The organism is Streptomyces monomycini (genome assembly GCF_022271435.1).
Taxonomy (GTDB): Bacteria; Actinomycetota; Actinomycetes; order Streptomycetales; family Streptomycetaceae; genus Streptomyces; species Streptomyces monomycini.
In genome coordinates this window covers 76,241-91,664 of record NZ_JAFIQY010000029.1, presented here as the reverse complement: position 1 = coordinate 91,664, position 15,424 = coordinate 76,241, and the positions used below count along the sequence as shown (strand labels likewise).

The following is a 15,424-nucleotide window of genomic DNA, read 5'->3' as shown; positions in this document are numbered from 1 at the left end:
GGTGGCCCCCGTGCTTGGCGTGGCCGCCCCGCACACCGGATGGTGTGGTCGTAGCCATGTAGTTCCTTTTCATTCCGCGGGTGTGCGGGTGGTGGGTTCGTGATGCGCCCGGGTCCGGCAGTCGCCGAAGCTCGTACGGAGCCTGGCGAGCAATTCGTTGAGACGGCCGACGTCGCTGTCGGACCAGTCGTCCAGGTACCGGGCGAGTGATGCTGTGTAGCGCTCGGAGAGCTCCGCGAGGAGCGTCCGGCCGCTCGGTGTCAGCCGCAGCAGCCGCGACCGCTTGTCCAGCGGGTCGGGCTCGCGCTCGATCCAGCCGCGCTCGGCGGCGTGGGCCACGTGCCGGCTCGTGACCGACATGTCGATCGCGAGCAGCTCCGCCAGCTTGCTCATCCGCATCTCGCCGTACCGGTCGAGCAGGGTGAGCACACCGGCCGAGGCGGGCGGGCAGTCGGGCGGCAGAATCCGCCCCATCTCACGCTTGACGGCACCGATGGCACTGAGCTGCCGGGCCAGCTCCTCGTACTGACTCTGAGCGGCCATGGGCACCTCCGCACTTCTTCTTTTGTTGCCTTGAGCAACCGTAGAACCACTTGGTTGCTGAAGGCAAACGATTCTGGGGCGGGGGAGGTAAAGGAACCTAAAAGGTTGGCAAGATCGATGGTCAAGGGGGTGGGGTGGGGGTGTAAAGGTGCAGGTCAGTGGGGCCTTGGGGGAATGACGGGGGCAATGGCCCGTGACCTCCACGGCCACTCGTTGATCTCTCCCACCACGGTCTACACAGGCAGGAACCAGCGTGGACCGTCAGGGCTCCCGAGCCACACGTACTGCTCTTCGGGAGCGGCCGTCATGCCGAACGCAGTGGTCTCCGGAGCACCTTCCTTCTGCCAGGTCAGGACGGCGTCCTCGACTTGGTCCCACAGGCGCAGGGGGCCGCGCTGATGCACCGTTGTGTCCGCGCCCCCGCCTTCGGTCCAAGCTTGTGAGCCGGTGGCGACGTCGATCAGGACGTAGCTGTCGCCGGTGATGACCAGCTCGGCGGAGGGGGCGCCGAGCTGGGCGACGAAGCGGCCCGTGGGATCGGCGAGAAAGCTGGGGTCGAGGCGGGCGGGCCGGGTGTCGCCGGGGTGGCGGTAGAGGGTGGGGCGTGGTGGGCGTTCGTGGGGTCGGGCGAGCATGTACGAGACGGAGTCGCCGCCGGCCAGGAAGCGGCCGTGGGCGTCCCCGTTCTCATCGAGGGTGAGCCGGATCATGGCGGAGGCGAGCATCCAGCCGCTGAGGGTGCAGGTGATGCTCCCGGTGTCGGTGATCTGAAAAATCCAGGAGCGAGGGATGGTGCGAACGGAGCAAGTGGCCACAACGGCGTCGTATTCGGCGGCTTCCTGATGCCCGCGCAGTCCGTCGCCCTGGATGAGGGTGGGTGCGTAGCCGGCCGTGTGCAGACGCGTGGCGGCGCGGCGGGCGACGCCGGTGTCGTACTCGACGCTGACGACGTGGTCATGGCCCAGGCGGTGGCACAGGAGTGCGGTGGAGTAGCCGGTGCCTGTGCCGATCTCCAGCACCTTGTCGCCGGAGCGCAGCCCGGCGGCGTGCAGGGTGCGTACGACCAGAGTGGGCCGGGTGCCGGAAGAGGTGGGGATGCCCGTCACCGGGCCCGGAGCGTCGGCCGCGTCCACGCCATCGACCTGCGTCACCCAGGTCTGGTCGGTGAAGACCATGCGCAGCCACTCTTCTTCGCCGAGATGGGCACGGTGGACGGGTTCCCAGCCGGACGGGGCGGGTCGGTAGACGGAGGGACCCATGAACCGTTCGCGGGGCACTGCGGCAAGCGCCGCGATCCAGACCGGATCAGGTGGCGGGCTCGCGGCGGCGACCTGGTCGGCGAGGGCACGGCGCAGCGCGGCGGGATCGTTCACGGGACTTCCCCTGCGTACTGGAGGTAGTCGGCCAGGGCGGTGGCGATCCGTTCGGTGATGGTGTCGCCGCAGAACGCCCACTGGCCGTTCGGGTTGCATTCGTACATCCACGGCCGCTCGTCGGAGTCGAGGCCGAAGTCGAAGGCGCCGAAGACCAGGCCGAAGGCGTCCATGTAGGCGCGCACGCCCGTGACGAGTTCGGGCGGGGTGTCGATGAGGGTGTAGATCAGCTCGTCGTAGTGGCGGCGCCAGTCCTTCCCCGGGGCACCACCGATGCGCACGGCGAACATGCGCTCCCCGATGACGGTCAGGCGTAGGTCGGCGACGGAGTCGATGCGCTGCTGGAACAGGTGTGCGGTGTGGGACACGCCATCGTGCAGCTCGTCGGCGGCTACGTTCTCCACCCAGACGGTCAGCGGGCGGTCGTCGGGTCCGGTGAAGTCGGTGTGGCGCAGCGGCTTGTAGATCACCGGGCCGTACTCGCGGGCGAACTTTTGTGCCTCGGCCGGCTCGTTGGTGATGAGGGTGGGCGGAATGACCAGGCCGCACTGGAGCGCGGTGGTGAGCTGGACCGGCTTGTACTCGGCGTCGCGGTTGCGCCACGGGTGGTTGACGTAGTGGGCGCCAGGCAGGGCCGCCAGGACACCGCCCAGCCCGTAGCGGGCCTGGGTGACGCACCAGGTACGGACCTGCTCGTCCAAGCCCCCGGCGGCGGTGTACGGGCGAGGCCGACGCCAGTACACCGACCGCACCTGCCCTAGGTCCGTCGTCCGGGACGCGGTACGCAGGCGCCCACCGACTCCCTTCCCGCCCATGCGGGCGCTCAGAGCGACCGTCTCAGGAAAGTCTCCTGGGTCGATACGGACCACCGGCACGCTTCGCCGGTTGAGGTGAGCGATCACCACGTCGGCGGTCACGTCATCGAGGCGGGTGACGACGAGGACCGGTAACTGCCCGCCGGTCAATCCTCGTCCCCCTCTTGGTCGTGCCCCTGGTCCGGATTGCTGTCGAGGCTCGTGGTGGTGTTGGTCTCCTTGGACGTCTCCGACCTCTTGTGCCGGTCCAGCGTCGGCAGCTCGATGCCGTCCACCTCCAGCCACCGCACGGTCTGCGTCTTCTCGTCCAGCACCAGGCGAGAGGGAGTGAAGGCCGTCGCGCACGTGGGGTAAGGCTTCATGCGGGACAGGCCCCAGGGGGCCTGAACAGGAACGCTCAAGGTGTGCCTCCGAGATCATGCACGACGCCGGCGACCGCATCACAGGGGGTGCGCTCCGGGTAGTGCCCGTCGCGTCGGGCCCTCAGCGGTACCGCGTACTCCAACGGACAACAGCATGGCGAAGGTGCGTCCGTCCGGACAGAGCGTCCACACGCACTCAACGGCTCATGCGCTGGGGCCGCATGCGGTCGTCACACCCCGGTATGGCGCTCGCGGGGTTGGGGTGGTGGGAACCGGGGGTAGAAGGTTGAACGCGGAGACCGAGGCGACAGAAGGCGCTCGTCTCTGTCGCTGTCGTCGTCTGTCGAACAGGCGTCTCCCGCACCTTTCTTTACGAGAACTCTGACGCCCGGAGTCTCGTCACCGACGCCGTCGGTCAAAGCGCCACCGCCCAGGAGCAACCCGGCGCCCGCCCCGACTCCCAGCACGAGGGCGCCTGGCTGGAGCCCGAGACCGGTCTGCCCATGGTGGCGGCCATGGCCGGCCTGCTGGAGAGGAGAGTCACAGCGTGAAGGACGACGAGCTGCGGGCGGATCTGGTCCGTCGGCTCACGAAGGCCGGACATCTCCGTACGGCCCGGTGGCGGGCGGCGGCCGAAGCGGTGCCGAGGCACGAGTTCCTGCGCGGCGGCTTCTTCGAGCGGGTCTCCGGCTCCTCGCCGACCTGGTGGCGGCCGGTGCTGCCCGACGACACCACCTGGCTGGAGCGCTGCTACCGCGACGACTCCCTGGTCACGCAGGTGGCCGGCACCATCGTCCCGGCCGACGTCCGGGGTGAGATCTGCCGGGCCCCCACGTCCTCCAGCACCATGCCGGGCCTGGTGCTGCGCATGCTCGAAGAACTCCAGGCCGCCGACGGCCACCGGGTGCTGGAGGTCGGCACCGGCACCGGCTACTCCACCGCATTGCTGTGCCACCGGCTCGGCGCCGACCGCGTCACCACCGTCGAGGTGGATCCGGATGTGCTGACCCGGGCCCGGGTCGCGCTCGGCACGTGCGGATACGCCCCCGAGCTCGTCGTCGGGGACGGCCTGGCCGGGTACGGGCCCTCGGCGCCGTACGACCGGACGATCGCCACCTGCGGAGTTCTGGAGGTGCCCGGCGACTGGGTCGAGCAGACCCGCCCGGGCGGCCGGATCCTGGCCACCGTGTCCGGCTGGCTGTACGCCTCCGAATTGGCCTGCCTCACCGTCGGTGAGGGTGTTGCGCGCGGCCGCTTCCTCGGCGGCGGGATCTCCTTCATGCTCGCCCGCACGCACCAGCCGCCCCCGCTCGGCTGTCTGCCCGACCTGGACGGCTCCGACGAGAACCCCACCCGCCTGGCCGCACGCGAGGTGCTGGACGACTGGACCGCGCGGTTCGTCGCCCAGCTTGCGGTGCCTCGCGCTCAGCACTTCACCTTGAAGCGTGAGGACGGCAGTGCCGAGCAGGTTCTGCTGGATGTCGCGGACGGGGCATGGGCGGCCCTCCGCCCGGACGGGGGCCGTTCGCTGGTACGCCAGGGAGGCCCGGCGCGGTTGTGGGACGCCGTGGAGGAGCACGTACAGCGCTGGCGGGCCGACGGTTCGCCGCCCCTGGAGCGGTTCGGCATCACGGTCGGGCCGGGCGGGCAGCGCATCACTTGGCCGGCGAGGTGAGCGGCCGGTCTGCGTGATCATTTCCCTGTCGGCGGCGGCGCGTGCCGTGCCCGCAGCCCCCCGACGATCAGGTCGAGGCCGAATTCGAAGAGCCCGGTGAAGTCTGTGCTGGTCAGGGCGGGCAGGGTGGCGCTGAGGTGGGGGTACGTCCCGACGGATACCGCGTCGCGCAGTGCTCCCGCGCCCTCTTGGTCGCCGTCCTGCGCCTGGAGGGCCGCCTGTTCCTCCAGGGTGTGGCCCACGGTGTAGTTGACGACCGTGTAGAGCGCCCGGGCCGCCGCGTCGTCGCCGAAACCCGCCTTGCGCAGGACTCCCACGAACGCGTCGGCGAAGCCGAGGACGCTCTCGCCGGTCGCATGCGTACCGGCGAAGACGCGCGCGCCGTCGCGGTGGGCGAGCAGGGCGCTGCGCGCGGCGCGGGCTAGGGCGGTCAGCCGCTCGCTCCAGTCGCCGCCGTCCGCAGTGGCCGCTGATGTGGTGGCGGCGGCCTCGGCGGCGCCCTCCATCATCCGCTCCGCCATGGCGGTGAGCAGATCCTGCTTGGTCGCGAAATAGCGGTACAGGGCGCCCGCTTGTACGCCCATCGCGTCGGCGAGCCGGCGCATGGTCAGTGCGTCGAGGCCCGACTGATCGAGCAGGTCGAGTGCCGTTTGCAGGGTACGGGCGCGGTCGAGTCGGGCGGGGCGGCCGCGGGCCGGGCTTGACGGAGAGCTCATGGGCCTCACTATAGTGAACGTTGTTCACGTGAACACTGTTCATTAAATAGAGAGGTGTCTCCGATGAACGTTGATGTGGCTGTCGTGGGCGCAGGACCGACCGGCCTGCTGCTCGCCTGCGAACTGGCGCTGGCCGGCGTACGCACCCGTGTCTTCGAGCGCCGTACCGCACCGCAGCGCGACTCGCGGGCCCTGAGCCTGCACCCGCGCAGCGTGGAGCTGATGGACCAGCGCGGACTGCTCGACCGCTTCCTCCCGCTCGGCCGGCCCGTGCCCGGCTGGCACTTCGCCCAGCTCCCCACCCACCTCGACTTCTCCGTACTGGACTCCCGGCACGGCTACACGCTGTTCCTCGCCCAGGCGCACACCGAGGCGCTGCTGGCGGAGCGCGCCAGGGAGCTTGGTGTGGTGATCGAGCGGGGGTACGAAGTCGACGGGCTGAGCCAGGACGGCGACGGGGCCGAGGTCAAGGTGCGCGGCCGGGACGGCAGCGTCGCGACGATACGGGCCCGTTACGTCGTCGGCTGCGATGGCGGACGCAGCGTCGTACGGCAGGCCGCGGGCATCGCCTTCCCGGGTACGGACGAGTCCCTGACCGGCGTACTCGGCGACTTCGCGGTCACCGACCCCGCCGCCCTCGACGCCGCCCGCGCGCGAGGCGTGCTGGTCGCCCCGATGGAGGACGGCATCGTCCGGCTCGTCTACATCGACCCGGAACGCATGCGCGTGCCGGCCGGCGAACCCGTGAGCCTGGAGGAGTTCCGCGAATCCCTGACCCGGCTCTGCGGCTCCGACTGCGGCGTCGCCGAACCCCGCTGGCTCTCCCGCTTCGGCAACGCCACCCGCCTCGCCGAGAGCTACCGCGCCGGGCGCGTCCTCCTGGCGGGCGACGCCGCCCACATCCACTTCCCCGCGGCGGGCCAGGGCCTCAACACCGGCCTCCAGGACGCCATGAACCTCGGCTGGAAACTGGCCGCCGAGATCAACGGCTGGGCCCCGCCCGGCCTCCTGGACAGCTACGACACGGAACGCCGCCCCGTCGGGCAGATGGTCACCGAGAACACCGAGATCCAGACCCTGCTGGCCGAACTGACCCTCGTACCGCAGTATCAGCGCCCCGCCACGGCCCTCCGCACCCTCTTCGACGAACTCCTCGGCATGCCCCAGGTCAACCGCACCCTCGCCGCCAGGGTCTCCGCCATCGGGACGGCCTACCCGCCGACCACTCCCGGAGCCGACCCGCTGGTGGGCCGCCGGATGCCGGACATCGGCCTGACCGCCGCCGGGTCGGAGGCGGTACGGGTGTACGAACTCCTCCCGGCTGGCCGGTACGTGCACCTCGACCTCGCGGGCGACGCTCCGGAGCTCGGGGAGACGGTCACCGCGGGCTGGGGTACGCGCGTCACCCCCGTCGCCGTCACCACTCGGGACACCCACCCCGACCTGGACGGCGTGACCGAGATCCTCGTACGCCCCGACGGCCACGTGGCCTGGGCCACCCGTACCGCCGACGCCCGCGCCCGCCGGGCCGAACGGCACGAGGCGCTCACGGCCTGGGCGGGCACGCCGTCGTGAACCCCGGGCCCCGGGAGGGCGGCGCCGGCACGCCTCCACGACGCCTCAATCCCCCCGCCGTACCCACCCCGACACCCTTGATCAGCCAAGTCGTCGTCACCGAAGGCGTACGGCTGGCCCACCTGTCGGGCCAGGTCGCCCGGGACGCCGACGGACGGCCCTTCGGACCCGGCGATCACGCGGCACAGGCCGCCCAGATAGCCCGCAACCTGGAATCGGCCCTCGCGGCGGTCGGCGCCACCCGGGACGACATCATCAAGGAAACCGTCTACGTGGTGGACTACACCCCCGCCTTGCTCCCTGACATCTTCGGCCCGCTGCGCGCGGGCACCACGGAGGCGCCGGCGAGCACACTGGTGGGCGTCGCCGCCCTCTTCGCACCTGAGTACCTGCTGGAAGTCGACGTGGTGGCGGCATTGCGCACACGGTAGGGCCGATGGACCCGAGGCCGGTGGAGTTGGTGGAGCCGGTGGAGCCGGTGGAGCGGATCGGCGGGCAACTGTGCTGTGACGCACGAGGCCCAGGGGTGTGCCGTACATGCCGGGTTCGCTAGGGTCCTGGCCTATGGCGAACTACCAGCAGAACCCGGCCAACGGCCAGCCCGACCCGGCCGGCAGCACGCAGATGTTCCGCGCCTTCGTGGACGAGGGCGCCCCCGAGCCCGGCGGCCGCCGGGCAGCGGCCCAGCAGCAGTCGTCCGGCGGCCCCCGCATCGGCGTCATCGTCGGCGTGATCGTCGCGATCGCGGTCGTCGTCGGCGCCGCGTGGCTCGCGCTGAGCTGACCGGCCGCCCTCCGGCCACGTCGGCCTGACGTCCCCTCACTCGGCCGCGGCCAAGCGGCCGACGCCCCCCTTTCCGCTCGCACCGCCCAGGCCGGGAATCCGCCGGCCTCGGCTGTCGGCGACCCGCAACGCGTCATGCAGCGCCTCGGCCAACCGATTGGCGAGGAAGCGCAGTTCACTGGCGGACGCGTCGGGTTCGCCCAGCATCGCCCCGGCGTGATCGAGCAGCTCCGTACCCATGTCGAGCTGCGCTGCCTCCATGTCGTCCGCGAACCGCGCCACGTAGCCGTCACCGTCGGTCGACAGCAGACACTGCTTCCCGCCCTCCTGCGACCAGGGCAGCAGGCGCATGCCCGGTACAGGCCCCTCTGCCGCGCTCATACGGCGAACTCCCCGTGCATTGCGCGGAGGCGCGCGAAGCGTCGGGTTTGTTGTTCGTGGTCCCGTACTTCGTAGGCGGTCAGGTAGGGGCGTACGAGGGGGGAGGTGTCGGTGTTCAGGGGGGTGTCGAGCGGGTGGGAGGCGGCTCGCGGCCTTGCGGTGGGGGAGGGGCGCGAGGGCGCGTGAGAGGTGGTGAAGGGCGTGATGGACGGCGGTGAGATGAGTTTCCCCATCCGTGCCGCCAGTCGACGAATACGGTGACGCATGTCGGCGCTCCTTGCGCAGCGTTGGCCACGCCCCGGGGGTGGGCTAGCACTCGCCGGGGCTTCAGGACACGAAGCCTAGATGCGCGTTCTATGGATGTGTCTGGGGAATCTATACATTCCCTCGAACGGGGCATATCGCCAGGCATGGCATAGCTTGCTTAGCGTGTTCGAGTGATGGATTTTGCCCCTGACCGGCCCCGCTGGCACCAGGTCGCCGACGTGATCCGCGCGCGCATCGCCGACGGTACGTACGCGCCAGGGGAACGCGTCCCCTCGGTCCTCCAGCTTGAGGAGGAGTTCGGCATCGCAGGTGTCACCGCCCACAAAGTGCACCGTGGGCTGCGGGCGGAGGGGCTGATCACCACCGAGCCTGGACTCGGGTCGTACGTCTCACGGCAGGCGGAGGCCGGGAACGAGTCGCGGACAGCGCGTCCGCGCTCGAAATGGGAGAAGATCGCCGACGTGCTGCGGTCGCGCATCACCAGTGGCGAATATCCGCCCCGTCATCTGATCTCCGAGGTCAAGATGGAGCAGGAGTTCGGCGTCGCGCGCGTGACCGTACGCAAGGTCACCGCCGCCCTCCGGGAAGAAGGGCTGATCACCACCATGCCCGGCATGGGGTCGTTCGTATCGCCGCATCTGCCGACGGAGCCCGGCGAGGGTTCAGGCGAAGCTTGATCGGACGCGTCCGCGCTTCACCAGCCGCTGGTGTCCAGGTCCAGGCTGAACGGGTCCGGGAGATGCAGCGGGGTGCCGTACGGCAGCGGGCCGGTGATGCGGGTGTACCCGAGGTGGCCGGGCTCGGCGAACAGGGTGAGGGCGCGCTGCCGGCGGTCTACGAGCAGGTACAGGGGCGCACCGTATTCGGCGTAGCGGCGGCGCTTGACGACGCGGTCGGTGTCGGCGTTGGAATCCGACGTGACCTCCACGACCAGCAGTGTCTGGTCGGGAAGGAGTGCGCCGGCGCCCTTGGCTGCGGCGGCTGGGACGACGGCGAGATCGGGTACGTACCAGTTGGGGGAACCGGGCAGGTCGAGGTTGCCGGAGCCGATCATGCAACCGAGTTCGCGGGCGCGGGCGCGAATCTGTTCACGGAGGATGTCGGCGGTGGATTCGTGGTCCCAGGTTGGCGACACCGGCTCGATGACTCCCTCAATGATCTGGACCCGGTCGCCGCGAAGATGCTGGATCGCGTACTTCAGGGCATGCTCTGGATTGATGCCGCTGCTGTAGTCGCCCGACTCGATGCTCATGTGCACATCCTCCCGGAGAACGGCGGGTGGCCACGTGTTCATTCAACGCCGCCACCCGCCCGTAAGGTATGCCGAAGGCGGGCTGTCACCCGGCCGTGTTCGTACGGCACCGGGGCTGAGCCAGGGGCGCGGGCTATTCGGCCCGGAAGGGAAACGGGCCCCCAGGGGCCAGCGCGCGCTCGCAGGCGGCGTCCAGGGCCGCCTTCTGGTCCTGCCCCGCGGCCTTCAGGAACTCCTCGTCCAGCTCGGACAGGATGCCCCGCGCCTGAGCGAGCAGCGCGCGGCCCTTGTCCGTCAGCTCCAGGCGCGCGCGGTGTCCCTGGCCGCGCAGGTTGCGTTCCACCGCACCCAGTTCCTCCAGCATGAGGACCGTGGCGCGCATGCTCTGGCTCGTCACGCCCGCGCGGCGGGCCAGGTCGCTGTACGAGAGGTCGGGGTCGCGGGAGATGTGCCCGAGCGCCCCGAAAAGCCGCATCGACAGGCCGACGCCGGTGAGCCGCGTTTCCAGCTGCTCCTGGAGACGCCGTCCGGTGGCGATCACCATCATGACGGTCGACAGGGCACTCTCCGGCGCCTTGCTCACCTGTGACTCTCCCTAGCGGTGTGCGTCAGTAAGGGCTCTTCCGGTACCAGTGTCCCAGGTGGCGGGGCTGCGCCTGGAGCTGTCGGCTACCGCGTGCCGGGCTCCTCATGCCGGTACAGCTCGGGTACGGACACCTTGATCGGCTCCTGCGTGGTGCGGGCGATCACGACGACCGCCGGTTCGTCCGGGTCGGGGTTCTCCTCGCGGTGGGGGACGAAGGGCGGGACGAGTACGAAGTCGCCGGGGTGCGCGGTGATCCGTACCTCCTGTTCGCCGTCGTGGTGGACGAAGACGGGGTGGCCGCTGACGACGTAGATGCCCGCTTCCGACGCGCCGTGGTGGTGGTTGTCCGTCGAGCTGAGCGGCGGGTTCACGACCATCCCCATCCAGAGCCGCTTCGAGCCGACGGTGCCGCCGCTGATCGCGGCATGGCCGTCCAGCTCGCCGGCCCGGACGAGGTGCACGCGGTTGCCGCGTGGCGCGTCGGCGTCGGTGCTGGGCGTGGTCCCGGTGTCATGGTGGCTGGTCATCGTGTTGCCCCCTGATTCTTGCGACGGCCTTCAGTGGGCAACAGGCTGCGCCTGCTTTCGCGGAGTGGCAAGTATTGTTGCTGATAGAGCAACTTTTGTGCCGACTCCGTGCGTTGGGAAAACGTGGAGGCGCGGTGATCGGCGACTGGGGCTCCGGTCCTGGCCGTGCTCCGGGCCGGCTCCGCGTCAGCGTCGATGTCAGTGGTGGCTGCGATGCTGACGTCATGATGCCCTGGACTCTGCTCGAACTTGACGAAGCCTTACGCGCCAGCTGGGCCGCTGACACCTGCTCGCCTGACGACCTGGCCCGCTCCGGCTGGCAGCCGGAGAACCCGGCCTGGGGGCACTGCGACATCACGGCTTTGATCGTCAATGATGTCTTCGGCGGCGATCTGATGGCGGGCGAGGTGTACTTCAACGGGGACCGGCACAATTTCCATATGTGGAACCGGCTGGCCAGCGGCATCGAGCTCGACTTGACGCGCGAGCAGTTCAAGCGAGGTCAGACCGTCACCGAGGGCCGTGTGGTGGAACGTCCGCCGGGCCCGCTGCGCCGCTGGGACGAGTACCTTCTCCTGCGCAAGCGGGTCATGGAGCGTCTCGGCCCCCTGCCGGAACCTGCTAGGTGAACTCGGCCGGGATGCGCGCCGGCTGATCTACGCGCCGGCCGGCTCCGGCGTGGCCGCGTCGACCTCGGTAACCGGTCGCGTGCGGTGGCGGTGATTGCGATCATGGCGCGAGAGCCGGAGCCGAGTATCCGGACCGATGCGTATCCCACCGTTCCCCCTTACGAGAGGGCGATGCCCGATGCCACTTGTCCCCGCTGACCCGAACGTCGTGCACCCGATGCCCGGCCAGCCGCGGGTGGTGCTGCTGAAGCCCCTCGTCACCTCGCCGCTCATCGAGGTCGGTGACTTCTCGTACTACGACGACCCGGACGACCCGACCGCCTTCGAGACGCGGAACGTGCTGTACCACTACGGGCCCGAGAAGCTGGTCATCGGTAAGTACTGCGCGCTGGGCGAGGGCGTGCGGTTCATCATGAACGGCGCCAACCACCGGATGGACGGCCCTTCGACGTTCCCCTTCCCGATCATGGGCGGGTCGTGGTCCGAGCACTTCGACCTGATCAGCGGGCTGCCGGGCAAGGGCGACACGGTGGTCGGCAACGACGTGTGGTTCGGGTACCGGTCCATGGTCATGCCGGGCGTACGGATCGGCCACGGCGCGGTCATCGCCTCCGGGGCCGTCGTCGTGGACGACGTACCGGACTACGGCATCGTCGGCGGCAATCCGGCCAAGCTGATCCGCCGCCGCTACGACGGGGCGGACACCGACCGGCTGCTCGAACTGGCGTGGTGGGACTGGCCCGTGGAGCACATCACCGAGCATGTTCGGACGATCACGTCGGGATCGGTGGAGGAGCTGGCCGCGGTGGCGCCGAAGCCGTAGAACATGGGGCAGCAGGCACGTGTGAGGGGGACACATGACCTTCGTACTCGTCGCGGCCGCCGTCCTGGTGGTGGAGACCGTCGTCTTGCTGCTCGCCTGTTTCGGCGTCGAACAGCGGGATCGGCGCCACTCCGGGGAGCCCGGAGGCGAGGACGAAGCATCGCCCCAACCGCGTGACGAGGCCGGGCTCGGCCCCGGCCCGCTGTACGCGGTCGCCACACTGGCCATGGTCGGCACGGCCGTGCTCAGCGGCATCGACTTCGAGTGGAGCGTCGGCACCCTCGGCGTACTCGGTGTGCTGGTGCCGGGGTATGCGGGCCGGACCGTGCGACTGCTCAGCACCCGGGGCCGCGGGAAGCCGTTCACGGGGTGGCAGGAGGTACCGGCGTACGTACTGGCCGCGCTCGGCGGGGCGGCTGCGGTCGCCTTCAACTGATGGTCCGGGGCGCGTGCCGAGCGCCCCGTGTGACGTGCCGACCGTTCCGCCTCATGTGCCGACCGCCCCGCGTGACGTGCAGACCGTCCCGCCTCATGTGCCGAGCGCCCCGTCCCACGTGCCGACCGGCGTCACGCGTCCCGGGGGCGCGCGCCTGCCGCGATGAGGGCGGCCGCCGTCGCCGGGTGGGGCTGGAAGTCCTTGGTGGCACAGCCGAGCGGGGCGTGGCCGCCATCCGGGCGCGCGGCCGCGCGCTGCTCCAGCGGAAGCGGCGACGGTGTCAGGTCCGGCAGCAGTGCCGGTACGTCGGCGAACGCCGCGTCGGCGGGCTGCCCGCAGACCTTTCCGGCGGTCTCGCCGGCGAAACTGAAGATGCCGGTCAGTTCGGGGCCGCGCCGTCCCCAGGCCACCAGCGGGCTGCCGCTGTCGCCGGTGCACATGGTCGTGGGGGTACGGTCCGGCAGACCGCCGCGCGCGTCCCGGGCGCAGAAGACCGATGCCTCGTCCACCACCGCCGGCGTCTGCGCGGCGCACCGCTCGTGGCTGCGCACGATGAGGTCGCCGCGGCGCAGTACGTCGCCGCGTATCCCCGTACCCGGCCGGGACGAGTCCGTCGGGGCCGTGGTGCCGTGGCTGAAGATCGATACGGGGGTGCCGGGGCGTGGCCGGTGCCGCGTGACGGGGAGCGGCTTGATGCCGCGTACCGGCGTGTCGAGGCGGAGTACGGCGATGTCGTAGGCGGCCGAGGACATTTCCGGGCTGTTGGGGGCGGCGGGGGACGGCAGGAGTTCGAAGCGCGGGTGCAGGGTGGCGCTGCGAATGCCGCGTACGGTGCCGGGGTCCTGCGAGAGGACCGAGGAGCCCAGGTGTACCTCCATGCGTTGAACGTCCACACCGTTCACGCAGTGGGCCGCGGTGAGGATGCGGTCGGGCGCGATGAGGACGCCGCCGCAGGACGCGCGTTCCAGTAACGGGGTGGCGCCCTTCTCGGCCAGCGTCGCGAGCCAGGGCGTGGCGCCCGGCCGGGGTAACTGCGTGCCGCCGGACATGGCTTGGGCCGAGCCGGCGGTGCCGATGGTGGTGGCCATGAGGGTGGCGGCGGTCAGGACGGCCGCCCCCAGCGCCATTCCGGCACGCGCGCCCACCCGACGCTCCCCGAGCCCGTACTGTCGTTGCTCCAGCCCCACGTGCCGCTCCCTGATTCCGGCAGGATGGGGCTTGCCCAGTCCGCTCCTGCGCCGTTGCCTGTTACGAGAGTTGAATGTAGTGCGCAGGCGTACGGGAGTAATCAGATTTCGGCCGCGTCAGCGGTCATCCTGCGGGGTGACGACCCTGACACGGTCTCGGGGGCTGGGCGTGGGCCTGTACACCCGGACACCCTTGGTACGGGTTGCGTGGACGCCGGGCAGCTAGAGGGCGAGGGCGAAGCGGGCGTGGAAGTCTTCTGGGAAGTCCGGTGGGAGGGCGGACGTGCCGTATCGGCTCCGCTCCTCGTCCTCGGCGTGGTCTACGGGGTGGTAACGGTCGTTGTCTGCTCCCTGGGCGTCGAATTGACGCACGGCCCGGGGGTGGTGGTCCAGGCCGGGTGGGGGCGGAGCGGTCAGTTCCGGTCTGTCAGTGCCAGTCGAGGCGTACGTCCCGGGTCTCGATGTGCATCCCCAGAGGTACGCGCCAGGCGGCGACGCAGACGCGCCAGGTGGCCGTGTGGCGGGTGTGGCCGGTGAGGGGGGTGGGGAGCGGGTGGGTGGAGGTGCGGGTGGTCCAGTCGATGCCCAGGGCGCCGATGATGTGGGTGCCGAAGGTGATGGTGCCTGAAGTGACGGGGCGGTCGCCGGTGTTGTGCAGGGGGACGGATACCTTTTCGCACCATCGGACGTCGGTGCCCGATCGGTTGACGGGGCCGGCGGTGAGGTGGGGTGGGGTGTCGGGTTGCGGGGTGGGCTTGGGCTTGGGCGTGGGGGTCGGTCGAGGGCTGGGGCCGGTGCCGGTGCCGGGTGCTGGGGGGTGCGCCGGGGGGCGTTGCGGGGTTTCGCCGGAGGGGCGTCCGGGAGATGTGCCGGGTGGACCGGGGGTGGGGGCGGTGGCGTGGTCGGCAACACGGTCGCTGCTGCTGTCGCTGTCGCTGCCGGTGGCGTGATGTCGAGGGGCGGCCGGAGGAGCGGCGTCGGAGCCGGGTGTGGCGGATGTGCCGGGGGCCGATGGCGGCGGTGAGGCGTACGAGGATGAGCCGTTGGCCGTCGTGGGGGTGCCGGCTTCGTCCAGAGGCGTGAGGGTGATCCCGTCGCGCGGGGGTACCGGTTTCGTCGGGGATCGGCCGTCCGCCGGGCCGGCGGCGCCCACCGCGGCGTGGCCATGGCCGTCGTCGCTGGCGCAGGCGCTGAGCAGCGCGGCCAGGCACAAAGCGGTGGCCGGCAGGACGGCGCGTGGGAGGCGCCGTACGCGCAGGAGGCGCGATACGTGCGGGGAGTGTGATGCGCGCGGGAGGTTCGGGGCGCGCAGAAAAGGTGAGCCGCGCGGGGCCTGTGGGGCGCGCATGGGCAGACGGGGTTGCCGGGTGTGCGGAGAGCCGGGATTACCGGGCGTACGGGGAGCACTTGCGGTTTTCGGGGCGCGCGTGATCCGTCGCATCGGGCCAGTGTCACTGACGGGGCGTCAGTTGCATAGGCCCGGTACGGCTGGGC

Annotated in this window: 20 protein-coding genes; 8 read left to right on the top strand and 12 right to left on the bottom strand. The window is 70.6% G+C overall.

The features are described from left to right. Positions 1–69: 69 nt before the first annotated feature. The 4 genes from JXZ78_RS27485 to JXZ78_RS27470 all read right to left on the bottom strand — a co-directional run bounded on the left by JXZ78_RS27485 (position 70) and on the right by JXZ78_RS27470 (position 3,093). Positions 70–543: a MarR family winged helix-turn-helix transcriptional regulator gene (locus JXZ78_RS27485; RefSeq protein WP_030017574.1), complete on the bottom strand. Its 474-nt coding sequence runs from the start codon at positions 541–543 to the stop codon at positions 70–72. 233 nt (positions 544–776) lie between these two features. Beyond that, positions 777–1,916 (bottom strand): ATP-grasp peptide maturase system methyltransferase, encoded by a 1,140-nt coding sequence (gene tgmC, locus JXZ78_RS27480; RefSeq protein WP_030017575.1) that lies wholly within the window; start codon positions 1,914–1,916, stop codon positions 777–779. After that, on the bottom strand, positions 1,913–2,818 hold the full coding sequence (gene tgmB / locus JXZ78_RS27475) for an ATP-grasp ribosomal peptide maturase (protein WP_238783416.1): 906 nt from the start codon (positions 2,816–2,818) through the stop codon (positions 1,913–1,915). The genes tgmC (JXZ78_RS27480) and tgmB overlap by 4 nt, the downstream gene beginning before the upstream one ends. Before the next feature lie 59 nt (positions 2,819–2,877). Beyond that, on the bottom strand, positions 2,878–3,093 hold the full coding sequence (locus JXZ78_RS27470) for a putative ATP-grasp-modified RiPP (RefSeq protein ID WP_050502009.1): 216 nt from the start codon (positions 3,091–3,093) through the stop codon (positions 2,878–2,880). 547 nt (positions 3,094–3,640) lie between these two features. Here JXZ78_RS27470 and tgmC (JXZ78_RS27465) point away from each other — a divergent pair. Beyond that, a complete protein-coding gene (gene tgmC, locus JXZ78_RS27465; RefSeq protein ID WP_030017579.1) occupies positions 3,641–4,768 on the top strand; it encodes an ATP-grasp peptide maturase system methyltransferase in 1,128 nt (375 codons plus the stop codon). Positions 4,769–4,785: 17 nt separating this feature from the next. Here tgmC (JXZ78_RS27465) and JXZ78_RS27460 read toward each other — a convergent pair whose 3' ends face one another. After that, positions 4,786–5,484: a TetR/AcrR family transcriptional regulator gene (locus JXZ78_RS27460; protein WP_030017580.1), complete on the bottom strand. Its 699-nt coding sequence runs from the start codon at positions 5,482–5,484 to the stop codon at positions 4,786–4,788. Between the two features lie 63 nt (positions 5,485–5,547). Between JXZ78_RS27460 and JXZ78_RS27455 the strand changes: the two genes are divergently transcribed. The 3 genes from JXZ78_RS27455 to JXZ78_RS27445 all read left to right on the top strand — a co-directional run bounded on the left by JXZ78_RS27455 (position 5,548) and on the right by JXZ78_RS27445 (position 7,842). Further along, a complete protein-coding gene (locus JXZ78_RS27455) occupies positions 5,548–7,059 on the top strand; it encodes a monooxygenase (protein ID WP_030017581.1) in 1,512 nt (503 codons plus the stop codon). A 77-nt stretch (positions 7,060–7,136) separates the two neighbouring features. Next, positions 7,137–7,490, top strand: coding sequence for a RidA family protein (locus JXZ78_RS27450; RefSeq protein WP_050502010.1), 354 nt, complete (start codon positions 7,137–7,139; stop codon positions 7,488–7,490). A 133-nt stretch (positions 7,491–7,623) separates the two neighbouring features. Beyond that, positions 7,624–7,842 (top strand): hypothetical protein, encoded by a 219-nt coding sequence (locus JXZ78_RS27445; protein ID WP_030017583.1) that lies wholly within the window; start codon positions 7,624–7,626, stop codon positions 7,840–7,842. Between the two features lie 36 nt (positions 7,843–7,878). On the opposite strand, the gene JXZ78_RS27440 is transcribed toward JXZ78_RS27445, so the two are convergent. Further along, complete coding sequence (locus JXZ78_RS27440; protein WP_030017584.1) at positions 7,879–8,223, bottom strand: hypothetical protein; 345 nt, start codon at positions 8,221–8,223, stop codon at positions 7,879–7,881. A 440-nt stretch (positions 8,224–8,663) separates the two neighbouring features. Here JXZ78_RS27440 and JXZ78_RS41170 point away from each other — a divergent pair, with 440 nt between their 5' ends. Further along, the gene (locus tag JXZ78_RS41170; RefSeq protein WP_372498451.1) at positions 8,664–9,167 is read left to right on the top strand and encodes a GntR family transcriptional regulator; all 504 of its coding nucleotides are present in this window, start codon (positions 8,664–8,666) and stop codon (positions 9,165–9,167) included. Positions 9,168–9,184: 17 nt separating this feature from the next. On the opposite strand, the gene JXZ78_RS27425 is transcribed toward JXZ78_RS41170, so the two are convergent. The 3 genes from JXZ78_RS27425 to JXZ78_RS27415 all read right to left on the bottom strand — a co-directional run bounded on the left by JXZ78_RS27425 (position 9,185) and on the right by JXZ78_RS27415 (position 10,855). After that, positions 9,185–9,742: a Uma2 family endonuclease gene (locus JXZ78_RS27425; protein WP_030017586.1), complete on the bottom strand. Its 558-nt coding sequence runs from the start codon at positions 9,740–9,742 to the stop codon at positions 9,185–9,187. Positions 9,743–9,875: 133 nt separating this feature from the next. After that, positions 9,876–10,325, bottom strand: a complete 450-nt coding sequence (locus JXZ78_RS27420) for a MarR family winged helix-turn-helix transcriptional regulator (RefSeq protein ID WP_050502011.1) — start codon at positions 10,323–10,325, stop codon at positions 9,876–9,878. A gap of 86 nt (positions 10,326–10,411) precedes the next feature. Next, positions 10,412–10,855, bottom strand: coding sequence for a cupin domain-containing protein (locus tag JXZ78_RS27415; RefSeq protein WP_030017588.1), 444 nt, complete (start codon positions 10,853–10,855; stop codon positions 10,412–10,414). 224 nt (positions 10,856–11,079) lie between these two features. Here JXZ78_RS27415 and JXZ78_RS27410 point away from each other — a divergent pair, with 224 nt between their 5' ends. The 3 genes from JXZ78_RS27410 to JXZ78_RS27400 all read left to right on the top strand — a co-directional run bounded on the left by JXZ78_RS27410 (position 11,080) and on the right by JXZ78_RS27400 (position 12,743). Beyond that, complete coding sequence (locus JXZ78_RS27410; protein WP_030017589.1) at positions 11,080–11,484, top strand: YunG family protein; 405 nt, start codon at positions 11,080–11,082, stop codon at positions 11,482–11,484. Positions 11,485–11,662: 178 nt separating this feature from the next. Continuing rightward, positions 11,663–12,307, top strand: a complete 645-nt coding sequence (locus JXZ78_RS27405) for a CatB-related O-acetyltransferase (RefSeq protein WP_030017590.1) — start codon at positions 11,663–11,665, stop codon at positions 12,305–12,307. A gap of 34 nt (positions 12,308–12,341) precedes the next feature. Next, entirely contained in the window at positions 12,342–12,743 is a 402-nt protein-coding gene (locus tag JXZ78_RS27400; RefSeq protein WP_030017591.1) for a hypothetical protein, read from the top strand. A gap of 131 nt (positions 12,744–12,874) precedes the next feature. Here the strand turns inward: JXZ78_RS27400 and JXZ78_RS27395 are convergent, their stop codons facing one another. The 3 genes from JXZ78_RS27395 to JXZ78_RS27385 all read right to left on the bottom strand — a co-directional run bounded on the left by JXZ78_RS27395 (position 12,875) and on the right by JXZ78_RS27385 (position 15,278). Further along, positions 12,875–13,888 carry a S1 family peptidase gene (locus JXZ78_RS27395; RefSeq protein WP_238783411.1) on the bottom strand — a complete coding sequence of 338 codons (1,014 nt, stop codon included), beginning with the start codon at positions 13,886–13,888 and terminating at the stop codon, positions 12,875–12,877. Positions 13,889–14,152: 264 nt separating this feature from the next. Beyond that, positions 14,153–14,302, bottom strand: a complete 150-nt coding sequence (locus JXZ78_RS27390; RefSeq protein WP_157851447.1) for a hypothetical protein — start codon at positions 14,300–14,302, stop codon at positions 14,153–14,155. A 55-nt stretch (positions 14,303–14,357) separates the two neighbouring features. Continuing rightward, the gene (locus JXZ78_RS27385) at positions 14,358–15,278 is read right to left on the bottom strand and encodes a hypothetical protein (protein ID WP_238783410.1); all 921 of its coding nucleotides are present in this window, start codon (positions 15,276–15,278) and stop codon (positions 14,358–14,360) included. Positions 15,279–15,424 lie beyond the last annotated feature (146 nt).